11 protein-coding genes are annotated in these 13064 nt (G+C 34.4%); 6 read left to right on the top strand and 5 right to left on the bottom strand.

What is annotated here, in order from left to right; all coding sequences use genetic code 11:
- The first annotated feature begins 102 nt into the window (after positions 1 to 102).
- The 3 genes from ACT3CE_RS05450 to ACT3CE_RS05460 all read left to right on the top strand — a co-directional run bounded on the left by ACT3CE_RS05450 (position 103) and on the right by ACT3CE_RS05460 (position 2722).
- Positions 103 to 1296 (top strand): pyridoxal phosphate-dependent aminotransferase, encoded by a 1194-nt coding sequence (locus ACT3CE_RS05450; RefSeq protein ID WP_444708748.1) that lies wholly within the window; start codon positions 103 to 105, stop codon positions 1294 to 1296.
- A gap of 165 nt (positions 1297 to 1461) precedes the next feature.
- Entirely contained in the window at positions 1462 to 2073 is a 612-nt protein-coding gene (locus tag ACT3CE_RS05455) for a hypothetical protein (protein ID WP_444708749.1), read from the top strand.
- Positions 2074 to 2083: 10 nt separating this feature from the next.
- Complete coding sequence (locus tag ACT3CE_RS05460) at positions 2084 to 2722, top strand: hypothetical protein (RefSeq protein ID WP_444708750.1); 639 nt, start codon at positions 2084 to 2086, stop codon at positions 2720 to 2722.
- A 57-nt stretch (positions 2723 to 2779) separates the two neighbouring features.
- On the opposite strand, the gene ACT3CE_RS05465 is transcribed toward ACT3CE_RS05460, so the two are convergent.
- The 5 genes from ACT3CE_RS05465 to ACT3CE_RS05485 form a co-directional block, all read right to left on the bottom strand.
- Positions 2780 to 3979, bottom strand: coding sequence for an FprA family A-type flavoprotein (locus ACT3CE_RS05465; protein WP_444708751.1), 1200 nt, complete (start codon positions 3977 to 3979; stop codon positions 2780 to 2782).
- Between the two features lie 186 nt (positions 3980 to 4165).
- The gene (locus ACT3CE_RS05470) at positions 4166 to 4837 is read right to left on the bottom strand and encodes a Crp/Fnr family transcriptional regulator (protein ID WP_444708752.1); all 672 of its coding nucleotides are present in this window, start codon (positions 4835 to 4837) and stop codon (positions 4166 to 4168) included.
- Between the two features lie 159 nt (positions 4838 to 4996).
- Positions 4997 to 6232, bottom strand: a complete 1236-nt coding sequence (locus ACT3CE_RS05475; RefSeq protein WP_444708753.1) for an ABC transporter permease — start codon at positions 6230 to 6232, stop codon at positions 4997 to 4999.
- 26 nt (positions 6233 to 6258) lie between these two features.
- The gene (locus ACT3CE_RS05480) at positions 6259 to 7185 is read right to left on the bottom strand and encodes an ABC transporter ATP-binding protein (protein ID WP_444708754.1); all 927 of its coding nucleotides are present in this window, start codon (positions 7183 to 7185) and stop codon (positions 6259 to 6261) included.
- Positions 7186 to 7252: 67 nt separating this feature from the next.
- Complete coding sequence (locus tag ACT3CE_RS05485; protein ID WP_444708755.1) at positions 7253 to 9505, bottom strand: T9SS type B sorting domain-containing protein; 2253 nt, start codon at positions 9503 to 9505, stop codon at positions 7253 to 7255.
- A gap of 305 nt (positions 9506 to 9810) precedes the next feature.
- Between ACT3CE_RS05485 and ACT3CE_RS05490 the strand changes: the two genes are divergently transcribed.
- The 3 genes from ACT3CE_RS05490 to ACT3CE_RS05500 all read left to right on the top strand — a co-directional run bounded on the left by ACT3CE_RS05490 (position 9811) and on the right by ACT3CE_RS05500 (position 13018).
- The gene (locus tag ACT3CE_RS05490) at positions 9811 to 11100 is read left to right on the top strand and encodes an ABC transporter substrate-binding protein (RefSeq protein WP_444708756.1); all 1290 of its coding nucleotides are present in this window, start codon (positions 9811 to 9813) and stop codon (positions 11098 to 11100) included.
- 32 nt (positions 11101 to 11132) lie between these two features.
- The gene (locus ACT3CE_RS05495; RefSeq protein ID WP_444708757.1) at positions 11133 to 11840 is read left to right on the top strand and encodes a GTP-binding protein; all 708 of its coding nucleotides are present in this window, start codon (positions 11133 to 11135) and stop codon (positions 11838 to 11840) included.
- A gap of 149 nt (positions 11841 to 11989) precedes the next feature.
- Positions 11990 to 13018, top strand: a complete 1029-nt coding sequence (locus ACT3CE_RS05500) for an ATP-binding cassette domain-containing protein (RefSeq protein WP_444708758.1) — start codon at positions 11990 to 11992, stop codon at positions 13016 to 13018.
- The last annotated feature ends 46 nt before the right edge of the window (positions 13019 to 13064 follow it).

A 13064-nucleotide genomic window follows, 5' to 3' on the forward strand; every position in this document is an offset into this window, starting at 1 on the left:
AGCAGAATTAGTTGTAAGATACAATTTTGTTTTGCTAGCATGGGGGAATTATTTTAAACAAAAGTATTAACCAAATTATTAAATCCCTAAATTTAATCTAGAATGTTGAAAGTTTCCGATCGAATTGAAGCAATGGAGCTATCTCCAACGCTTGCAATGTCACAAAAAAGTAGAGAAATGAAAGCTCAGGGGATCGATGTTATCAATCTGAGTGTGGGTGAACCCGATTTTAATACTCCTGATCACATTAAAAAGGCGGCGCAACAGGCAATTAATGATAATTATTCTCATTATTCTCCTGTACCCGGTTTTGTAGAGTTACGTAAGGCTGTTGTAGGTAAGCTAAAACGTGAAAATCAGCTGGATTATACGGTAGATCAGATTGTAGTTTCAAATGGTGCCAAACAGTCAATTGCAAATGCAATGATGAGTGTAGTAAACCAAGGCGATGAGGTTATTATTCCTTCTCCTTTTTGGGTTAGCTACAGCGAAATTGTAAAATTGGCCGAGGGAACATGTGTGTTTATTCCGGCAAGTTTAGATCAGGATTTTAAAATTACTGCCGAACAGCTGGAGAATGCAATTACTCCTAAAACCAAAGCATTCCTGTTTAGTTCGCCAAGTAACCCTACAGGTAGTTTATATTCTAAGGAAGAGCTTAGAGCTTTAGCTGATGTATTTGTAAAGTATCCGGATATTGTAATTCTGTCGGATGAGATTTATGAGCACATCAATTATGTTGGAGCCCACGAAAGTATTGCACAATTTGCCGATATAAAAGATCGTGTGGTAGTTATTAACGGTGTTTCTAAAGGTTATGCAATGACTGGATGGAGAATTGGTTATATAGCTGCTCCATTATGGATTGCTAAGGCTTGTGGTAAGCTACAGGGACAAATGACTTCAGGAGCTTCATCTATTGCTCAAATGGCATCGGTTGCCGCATTAGATGGTGACCAGTCTTCGGTAAATGAAATGCGAGAGGCTTTTCGTAAACGTAAAGATTTAGCTTTGGCACAGATAAAAGAAGTTCCTGGCTTCGAGATTCGCGAGCCTAAAGGAGCATTTTATTTGTTCCCACAGGTAACTCAACTGTTTGGAAAATCGAATGGTAGTGTAACAATTAATAATGCTACCGATTTAAGTTTGTATTTGTTGGAAACAGCAAATGTTGCAACGGTAACAGGAGAAGCTTTTGGTGCTCCGGAATGTTTACGTTTGTCTTATGCTACAAGCGAAGAACAAATGGCCGAAGCTATTAAAAGAATAAAAACAGCAGTAGAGAAATTGAAATAAATTTATCTAGTACTATATAGAGGCCGTCATGTTTATTCATGGCGGCTTTTTTTGTTAAAAACTGTTAAGTTATTTAATTCGAATACGTGATTGGGTTTTAAGTATTGTCATATCTGTGAAAGTCAAATACAAAGACTGTAATATGGTAAGCTTAAAATTAAAATTATGAAAATTGTAACGATCCTGTTTTTGGCAATGAATTTACTTTTATGTTCTGTTGTTTCTATGGCTCAGTATTCTTATCAGGAAAAAGTTCCTAAAGTATCAAAAGGCTCAGAATTTGAAGTAGGTTTTCATTATGGACCAGCATGGACATCGGGTGATGTAAAGGAATATGCTCAAAAAGGCAACTCTTTTAGTCTCGATTTAGGTATAAATAGTGGTGTTTTTTATGTAGGAACCGAGTTTACACTTACCTCGTGGAACGATTTTAAAGATGCTGCTGATGCTGAAGAATTGAATTTTGAGGAGACTAATCTATTATGGTTGGTGCACGCCAAATTGTTTATGGGAGAGGGAAAAGTTAAACCATACCTGGGACTGGGAACCGACTTAATTAGCTTGGGCGAGAGTATTTTTACATACGAAGAGGATGATTGCTATGATAATTATACTTGTAATGATTCTGATGAAGAATCTAATTATAATGCATGGATTGTTCCAAATTTTGGTGTTCGTTGGGAAATGGGACCAGATGTTTCTGGAAACGTGGGGTGTAGTGTGAATGCATCGGATAAGTATACTTTTTTACGTTTGCAAGTGGGGATTGTTTTTTAATTAGTAGCCTATGAATTACAAAGGAATCATTACTGTACTCGTTATTCTGCTGCTTTCATATAGTCATTCCATAGCGCAGGTAAAATATTATCAGTATTCAAAATCAGTTAAAAAAGATAAACTTGACCTGGATTTGATAACAGAGTTTGAAATTGGTTTTCATACAGGGTGTAACTGGACAATTGGTTCTGCTAGCAAAATTGCAAGATCAGAACAAGTATATAGTTTAAATTTGGGTTGGAATAATGGACGGTTTTATGGTGGAACCGAGTTTAATTTAAAATTTTGGGATGAAGTTTTGAATAAGGATAAAGCAAATAAACTTAATTTTAATCGAAAGCAATTTTTGTGCTTATTGCATGCCAAGTGGTATGTTTGCAAAGGAAAAGTACAGCCTTTTTTAGGTGTGGGTACTGATTTTTTATCTTTAGCAGAAACAATAATTAATCCGAAAGAAGAGGAAGAAGACTATAGACAGCATGATAATGATAATTTTTTGAATTATAATGCATGGTTTGTGCCTGCATTAGGTATTAGAAGTAAGCTGCGATCAAATTTATTTGCCGACCTTACTTTTAGTTTAGATCACTCAGATCATTACGATTCGATGCGTTTACAGCTTGGTATTTCTTATCAACCTCAGTTTTAGATATAAAAAAAACTCCCCCAGTTTGGAGGAGTTTTAAATATATATGAAGTAATTCTATTACTTGTAAAGTTCCTTTAATCTATTTGCCATTCCTTCGGCTAAAGCGGCACATTGGTCGAAATCTTCGCTATTTGGTGCACAAAGAGCTTCCGGTGTTGCCTCAATGGTTTCCCATTTAATAGCCTCTGCAAATTTGTTTAATCGTTTAAGGCCGCCGCCTCCCCAGGATTTAGAACCAAATACACCAAGAACATGATCTTTTATGCCCATGTGTTCTAGCTCGTTAATTATGGTTTCCATTGTAGGAAAAACATTGCCATTATATGCACAGCTTCCTAAAATAACACCTCTAAATTTAAAAATATCATTAATGATATATGATGGATGAGTTTTAGATGAATCGTGAATGCGAATTTTTTTAATTCCACGTTTTACCAACTGGCGGGCGATATTATCGGCCATTTTTTCTGTATTCCCATACATCGATGAGTAAACAATAACACAACCTTCGTCGGTTTTGTACTGGCTCCATTTGTCATATTTAGCAATAATATCGGTAATATGACTTCTCCAAATTGGTCCGTGCGTGGCACAAATCATTTTAAGATCCAGTCCGCCTAATTTTTTTAATGCGTTTTGGGTTGGTCGGCCATATTTACCAACAATATTTGCATAGTAGCGGCTAATCTCATCTTCCAGATAAGCCATATCCAATTCATCATCAAAAATACCACCATCAAGAGTTCCAAATGCACCAAAAGCATCTCCCGAGAACAAAATTCCATTGGTCGATTCAAATGTTACCATTGTTTCAGGCCAGTGCAACATTGGCACCATATAAAAATTTAGTTTGTGTTCGCCTAAATCAATTTGTTCGCCTTCTTTAACCTCTAAAAGGTTATTTTTAATTCCGTAGAAACGCTCCAACATTGGAAATGTTTTTTTGTTTCCAACAATTTTCATGTCTGGATAACGTTCCGAAAGAGAACGGATTGATCCGGAATGATCAGGTTCCATGTGATTTATGATTAGATAATCAGCTTTTCGGCCGTCAAGAACTTCCTCTATATTATCTAAATATTCATCCATTGTACCTTTTTCAACAGTATCAACAATGGCTATTTTTTCGTCGACAATAACATACGAATTATAGGCAACTCCTTTGGGTAATGGCCAGTAGTTCTCAAAAAGCTGGGTTCTACGATCGTTAGTTCCTACCCAAAAAATCTTATTAGTAATGTTGTTTTTATTGTGCATTCTTTATGATTTTGAATATTTTGCATTTTCAGACTTTAAAATCTTTTTGTTGCATCAAATCCTATGAGAAACAAAAAATAGAAAAACAGAATAAGTAATTTTATTCATTCAGTTTTTCAGCTCCCAAAATTAAGAATATTTTTCTTTCTGAATTGCCTAAGCAACATGTTCTTTAAAAAAAATGACCTATTGTTGAAGAAGCCTGATAAGTTGTTGTTTGTTTATGATTTTTATATTTCTTCTGTTAATTTCAATAATGCCTTCTTGTTCTATTTCTTTTAAACTTCGGGCAAAGGAAGGGCGGGTTACACCAAAAAAATTGGCCATTTCGGCTTGTGACTTCGGAAATGTGATTTCTTTTTTATCAGGAGCTGCTAATTTTAGAATGTAGTTGGCTAGTTTTCCTTTTATGGTTTTAAAATTTAGAAACATGAGTTTGTTTGCCAAAAACTGGCTCCGATTCGAGATTGAGTTTAGATAGTTTGTTAGAAATATTTTATTTTCCTGAAAAAGATCTACTACCGATGCTTTGCTTAATGAAAATATCTCGACATTATCGTTTGCTGTTACATTCACAGGAAATTGATTTCGTTGCCCGAATAAAAAAGCCGAGGCAATAGGATAGGGTGCCATAATATCTTCTATTTTAATGCTTTTTCCTGATGGATCGAGCATTTCTCCTTTTACACTTCCTTTTAATACAATCATCAAATTTTCACAACGATCTTCACGAAAAGCGACCATATCTCCTTTTGAGTATTTTTTAATTTGATATTGTGCTTTACTTAATAGAATTTCCAGTTCATCAGCATTTATTCCTCTGAAAACCGGCGATTGAGATAGTTGTTGATATAGCATTATTCCTGTTTTTTAATGATTCCTCAATAATAGTGGTTTCCTGTTAATCTTCAAAAATAAAAGATAATTTTATCTTATTTAAAGAATAGGATTTGATTCAAAGAAGAACATATTTTTACAATATGTTCTCTTGGATATTTTATTTACTCTTTTATTGATTTATATCATTTTTAGATAATTACGTTTGAAAGCAACAATCGAAATGCTAGTTAATACAGCGCCTATTCCAAGTAATATCAACATTTTTGGCAAGATATCAATGATTGGTAATTGTCTCCAGAAAATATCGAAGAATCCTTCCATAGCCCAATAGTTAACCGAAATAACAGCTAGTTTTTTCATAATTGCCGGCATAAAAAACAGTGGCATCATACTGCCACCAAGAGCCGAAATTATCAGTATAATTAAGGTAGATAAACTTTCAACTTGCTTGCGGCTTTTGCATACCGATGCCATGAAAATTCCAAAGCTAGAGCATGCAATAGCTGCGCAGAGTATCATTAACAGTAATGCTGGTAGATTAATGAAAATATCTAAACCTAAAACCAACCAGGAATATATAAACATAATGGTAAGTTGTAGTATCGACATAAAAAGTGTAGATAACATTTTACCAAACAGAATTTCAGACGGATTAATCGGTGTAATTAACAGGCGACGAAATGTTCCATCTTCTTTTTCCTGAAGTAGGGTAGCTCCGCTGGCCGACACACTAAAAAGTAACATCATTATGGCTATTCCGGCAATTGCTTGCACTAAGCCTAAATTTCCATTTTTTTCTTCGCTAACCAATGCTGTCATAGGTAAGCCCGAATTGTTTTCTATTTCCGATGATTCTTCTGAAGATTCAAAGTCACTAAATTGATTTTCTACCTTCGTTTGAATGTCGGTAATTTGAGAATCATTAAGATCTGGATTTTGTTCTTTTATCCAATTACTTACTTTTCCTTTAATTCCTTTTTTCATGGTAATACCAAATAGGTTCGACCACAGGGCTTGTTGCAAAAGACCCATTTCAATTTCTTTGGCCTGGTCGTAGAAAAGTTCCATAGGTATTTTTTTTCCTGCATTAACCGAATCCTGAAATCCATTATATAGAACCAAAACAGCACTGTTTTTTCCTTTTCGTATTAACTCTTCGGCTTCATTGTAGGGCCTGGCAATTAAATTCAATCCTTCCTCATTGTTCAATTTTGTATATACTTCTGCCGATAGTTGGGTATTATCCTGATCGGAAAATAATAGAGAAATGGGTCTGGATTCTTTTTTTGAGCCAATACCTCCGTACATTAATGCAAAAATAGTGATAAGAGCTATGGGAAGTAGTAGCGATAAGAAAACAGCTGTTTTATCTTTAAAATATCGCTTGATGCCTTTTAGTGCTATGGTAAACATGAAAATAGATTTAGGAATGGATAAAATTAGTCTCTTAATGATTTTCCTGTTAATTCAAGGAATATACTTTCTAAGCTAAGACTTCGAATGTCGATTTTATCGAGAAGAATATTTGACTTAACGCACGATTGAATTAGTTCGGGCAGATCGGCATTGGCTTGCGATGTGGAAAATAGCATAGTATTTTTATGCAATTGAAGCTGAGATTTGTATTTATTCTGTATACCACTTAAATTAGATTCTTTATTTGTGGAAAATTTAAGGTGAATTTCTTCTTTTACCGAGGATGCTTTTTTTAATTGATCGAGATTGCCTTCTGCTATAAGTTTTCCTTCGTCGATAATACCAATTCTATCGCATAATCGTTCTGCTTCTTCCATATAATGAGTGGTGTAAATCATAGTTAAACCACGAGAATGAAGTTCCTCAATTACTTCAAAAATAAGATTTCTGCTTTGTGGGTCGATGCCTACAGTGGGCTCATCCATAAATACAATTTCAGGTTCGTGAAGAAGTGCTGCTGCAATGTTTATTCTTCGTTTCATTCCTCCCGAGTATGTTTTTATTTTGTGGTTTTTACGTTCTGTAAGTCCTAAAAAATTTAGTAACTCATCGCTCTTTTGCTTAAGTTTTTTGCCTTTTATTCCGTACATAGTGCCCCAAAAATTAAGATTTTCTTTAGCTGTTAAATCTTCGTAAAGAGCAATTTCCTGAGGAACAACACCAATTAGTTTTTTACATTCGGATAGATTTTGATATAGAGATTTACCATTGTACATTATCTCTCCCGAGTCGGGTTTTAAAAGAGAACTTAAGATACTGATTGTGGTGGTTTTTCCCGCTCCGTTAGGTCCTAGCATTCCATATAATTCACCTTTCGGAATGGTAAGGTTTAAATTGGATAGAGCTTTTATATTTTTGTATGATTTACTGAGGTTTTTAGCAGTTAGCATAGAATTTACTTTGAATGGGTATTTGTTCTGCACAATTTACACAACTTTAAGTAAAATTGAAAGTTTGTTAGCGAAGAAGCGATACGTTGCCTTTTTTTAAGATCTTTCTGTTGTCTAAATAAATAACTTCTAATACATAAATGTATACGTCAATGTTTTGAAGTTCTCCTTTGTAAAATCCGTCCCAACCTTTGTTTATGCTTTTAGTTTCAAACAGTTTATGTCCCAATCGATTATATATTATTAGGTGTGCCTCCTTAAAATCTGTACCTCTAATAAATAGCTTATCATTATGTCCATCACCATTGGGCGTAAATGCTTTTGGAAGTCCAACAAAGGGATAATCTTTTGCAAATCCGACCTCAATTGTATCTTGCGCAGAACAATTAAATTCGTTGTTTACTTTTACCCAATATTTTCCTTCGGTATTTATTGATATTTTTTGAGATATTTCTCCTGTAGACCACGTATAAAAACATCCTGGGTTTCCTGCATCTAAAATAATTCCATCGTTGGGGTAGGATATAAAATCCTTACCAAGGTTAATTATAGGTATACTGAGCATTTTAATATCCAGGCAGTCCGATTCAATGTTTCCGTTTGCATCTGAGACTTCGAGGCATTGTGTTCCTGATTTGGTTAAATATATTTCGGGAGTATTCTGTTTTAAATCTGCCCAGTTATAGTTAAGAGGATAAGTTGGATTTCCTTCGATTTGAACTGTAATTAAAACAGAATCTCCTTTACATATGGATTGATCTTCGCCAATAAAAACACCGAACTTTTGACCATTCTTATAATCAACGTAAATAGTATCTTTATTCGAACAACCATACTGATCTGATACCTCAACAGTAAAATTGCCACCGCTGTTAATTGTAATTTTTTGTGAATTTTCTCCATTACTCCAGGTATAATCGGCACCAGAATTTTTAGCATCAAGTACTGCTGTTTCTCCTTCCCAGAGAACAAGATCTTCGCCTAAATCGATAATTGGGTTTGCATGATAAATTACCCGGGTACTATCGGTTTTTTCAAATCCATCTGAATCGCTTACCGTAAGTATGTAATTTCCTTCTTTCTCGATAGGGATGCTTTCGTTTGTAGAACCATTATTCCATTTAAATGTATAGGTCTGATTAATTGATAGTTTTGGACTTAGGCTTGTTTTTTCTTCGCCACACATGTGTAGTATGTCGGGTAGATAGAGAGTGAAAAGATCTTCCTGTGTTTTTGTTTTGAATGATTTTGTGTTGGAACATCCAAAGTCCGATGTTTTTACTACTGAATATTCTCCGGTTTTTAAAAATTGATTACTACTTTCTGTGGAACCATCGCTCCATAAATAGCTGCAGCCTTCAGAATAAATATCGATTACCGAATTGTTTTTATCTATGATGATACGATCGGCAATATTAATTTCTGGTGGTTCGTGTACTATTATATCGACATTTGTCGATATAGTCTGATTATCATTTAAATCAGTTACACTTACGGTATAATTTCCTTCTTTACTTACAATTATAGAATCACTTGTTTCATTAGTACTCCATTGATATGAATATTGTGATGGTAAATCGATTTGGGCGCGAAGAGTAATTGAATCTCCTTTGCAAATGTGTTTGGTTTCTCCCAGATCAACATTAAATTTTTTCACAATTTCAATTCCTGCAAAAATTGTATCACTATTACAACCAAAAGCATCCGTTTCTATTAATTTTAAAATATGAGCTCCTTCTTCTTCGGGCCATTCTACAGTAAGCTCAATTCTTTGTTTATCCGATGATTCATTGTTTTTTTTATCAAGTAATTTAGCTCCTTCGGGAAGTAAAACAGAATAAGTTGAATATTTCCCAATTAAAGCTGTATAATCTTGTTTCGATTTGCTTTTTGCTTTTGGGTAATAGTCTTCGACCTCAGGACTTGGCAGAGGTAATATTTGAATGGTTGTTGATTCGTAACCTTTGGCGATATTTATTGGAGTAAAATCTTCGAACCAGGCTTTCTTTAACTCAATGGTGTAGTTTTTAATTTTTCCACTATAGTTTTTTAAAAGCAATGAAAGATTGTATTTTGAAAGTTGTACTGCATTTTTACTATATAAAACCATTGTAGGGCTGTTGTTAATAGAATAGCTAACAAACCATTTTTTATTTTCAGGTCCTTCAATTTGAATTCTAATTTCTTGTTCGGGAAGAGCAATGCCATTGTTTGCAGAGCAATACATTACCTGATGATTAGATTTAATCTTAACTTCTTCGGTTTGAGAGAATAGTAAATTAGGCAGTAAAATACCTATGAGAATCAAGAATATTCTCATGCGAGATTGTTTTGATATGTTTTTAACATTTATCATTCTTAAAAAAATGATTTTGTTATTCTGTGATTTTGTATTTTAATTCTGTTATAAATATACTTTAAAAAAAGCAAAGTGGAAATTTAATCAAGATTAATGTATAATTAGTCATAAAATAACAATCATTCGTCAATGTATATAATTACACTAAGGTGTATCTGTTACATCTGTTCTACGCAAAAAAATAAAATATGTAACATTGGTTACAGTTTTTTTTTGTGCATAGATCTACATTTGTATCAGAAAATCATTAAATAATCTTTTTCAAGATGGAGAATCAATATTTTAATACCACAGATAGTTTACTTGATATTTGCACGAGATACCCCGAAACGGTAAAAATTTTCGTTTCAAATGGATTTAAGCAATTGGAGGATGAGAAGAAGAGAGCGCTTTTTGGAAAATCACTTTCTCTGGAGATGGCTTTAAAGATGAAGAAATTAAATGTGGATACTTTTACTGCTTTATTAGTAGAAGGAATTGATTTGAATCGCAAACAAGTTGATGGTGATTTGAACCAGAATACTAAAAAACAAAAGGCAGATTCGGTTCACATTCAAGGATTACTTCCTTGTCCGGTTCGTGTTCCTTTAGTTGAAGGTATTGAGGGATTTATATCCGACTATGAAAAGGAGCACGATAATGAAATCGTATATGATTTAAAAGCTGCTTCGATGGGATTAGATTGGTTAATTGATGATGTAATTAATCAGGAGAATACCGATAATTTAGCTGATATTTTTATTTCTGCAGGTTTCGATTTATTTTTCGACGACAACCTAATGGGGAAATTTAAAAAGCAGGGCGTATTTAAAGATAGCACAGGTTTCGATCGCTTGAACAAGGATTTTGATAATGATGAGATTAGCTTAAAAGATCCACAAGGACATTATTCAATGATTGGAGTTGTACCAGCAGTATTCTTGGTAAACAAGGATGAGTTGGGCGATAGACAAGTTCCTCGTACATGGGCAGATATTTTTAAGCCTGAATTTAAAAGAAGTGTGAGTTTGCCAATTAGCGATTTTGATTTGTTCAACTCTATGTTACTTCATATTTACAAAGCCTACGGAGAAGAAGGAGTTAGAGGTTTAGGAGCTTGTTTACTCGAGAGTATGCACCCATCTCAAATGGTAAAATCGCATACCAAAAAGAACCAAAAGCCAGCCATTACAATTATGCCTTATTTCTTTACTAAAATGGTAAAAGTTGGAGGCCCAATGATTGCAGTTTGGCCAGAAGATGGAGCGATTATCAGTCCTATTTTTATGCTCACAAAAGAGGATCGCCTGGAAAAAACGCAGCCAGTAATTGATTTCTTTGCATCGGAGAGAGTGGGTGAGATTCTTTCGCACCAAGGTTTGTTCCCAAGTATCAATCCAAATGTTGATAATCGATTGCCAGAAGAGAATAAATTCATGTGGTTAGGTTGGGATTACATTAATAGTAACGATATTGGAAGTATGATTAAAAAATGTGAAGGCATTTTTAATAAATCTATTCAGGATGAATCATTTGCAAATATAGGGCCTTTGAATTATACTCCTAGCAATGATTAATGAGTAAACACTAATAGAAAACAACACTAGATATGAACTTAGTTACAGTTTCAGGACCTCCTTCGTCGGGAAAAACAGCGGTGATTTTAAAAACCATCGATTCGTTTCAAAAAAGAGGATTGGAAGTTGGAGTGGTAAAATTTGATTGTCTTTATACAGATGATGATATTTTATATGAGAAAGCAGGAGTGAAAGTAAAGAAGGGATTATCAGGATCACTTTGTCCTGACCACTACTTTGTGAGTAATATTGAGGAAGTTACCCAGTGGGGATTGAAAGAAGGATTAGATATTCTAATTACAGAGAGTGCTGGATTGTGTAACCGTTGTTCTCCTTATGTGAAGAGTGTTACTGCGGTTTGTGTAATTGATAATTTAAGTGGGATAAACACGCCAAAGAAAATTGGTCCGATGTTAAAGAGTGCCGACTATGTTATCATTACCAAAGGAGATATTGTTTCTCAAGCAGAAAGAGAAGTATTCGCTTCGAGAGTAAATCAGGTAAATCCGGGTGCAAATATTATGCATGTTAACGGACTAACCGGACAAGGGGCCTACGAATTAAGTACCTTGTTGTACGATGATAAAGTTGAGGTGAAAACCTTAGTGGGCGAGAAACTTAGATTCTCAATGCCATCGGCATTATGTTCTTATTGTTTAGGGGAAACCCGAATTGGAGAAAGTTACCAAATGGGTAACGTGAGAAAGATAGATATGGAAGATAAGAAAGGGAAGAAATAATAAGGATGAAGTCAAAGGGATAAAGTAAAAAATCCAAATTTCAATTTCCAAACCCCAATAATTAAGTGTAGAATTAAAGAATTTTCCCTTTATAAGGGAGATCCCGACAGGGAGAGGGTGTAAAATAGGAAAGTAAATACAAAAACAACATGATCACAATACAAGATATAAAAGAACAAACTATTGCTGATTTATTTGAGCAATATCCTTTCCTTCCGGGATTTTTTGAAGAGAATACCTTGGAAGTTGATGGTCAAATCAATGAAAAGTTAGATGATTTTTTGAGTATTCTTGATGATGAAGAAGAAAAGGAAAATCGTGCCATGGATAAGTTGCAGGTATTGGAATCGATGACTGAATACATTACACAAATGCTCGCTTTTTTAGGGGAAGATGAGGACGATGGAGTGGACAGTATTACCCTTTTACCAGGAACAAATAAATCGGGAGAGAAAGAGCAGTTTGAAGAATTGACCATTAATAAAAGTGAAATTGTTTGTATTGTGGGTCCAACGGGATCGGGAAAAAGTCGTTTGCTGGCAGATATTGAATGGGTAGCGAGTAATGATACACCTACTTCAAGATCTGTATTGATAAATGGAGAAAAAGGAGATAAAAAATGGCGTGTAACTTCGGGGCATAAGCTTGTTGCTCAGCTTTCTCAGAATATGAACTTTGTTATGGATCTTTCCGTATATGAGTTTATTGAGCTGCATGCTCAAAGTCGTTTGGTTGAAGATGTTGAAGGTGTAATTATGAAGATTTTTGATCAGGCAAATAATTTAGCCGGAGAGAAATTTGAACTGACAACACCAATTACAAGTTTAAGTGGTGGACAATCGAGAGCATTAATGATTGCCGATACGGCAATTTTAAGTAAGTCGCCAATTATTCTGATTGATGAGATTGAGAACGCAGGTATCGATCGTAAAAAAGCATTGGAATTATTGGTGGGCGAAGAGAAAATTGTATTAATGGCAACTCACGATCCTATTCTAGCTTTAATGGGCGATAGAAGAATTGTAATTAAAAATGGAGGAATCCATAAAGTAATTGATACCAGTGGAGAAGAAGATGCTTTGCTTACAGAATTGGAACGTATGGATTCGGTTATTCAGAACATGAGAACTCGTTTACGACAGGGAGAAACTATTCGTAAAGAAGACATAGGTTTTTAATTAAGAATTACGAGTTATTAGTTAAAAATTAGGATAGACCTGAAAA

It is taken from the genome of Marinifilum sp. RC60d5 (assembly GCF_052400665.1).
Taxonomy (GTDB): Bacteria; Bacteroidota; Bacteroidia; order Bacteroidales; family Marinifilaceae; genus JBQTGK01.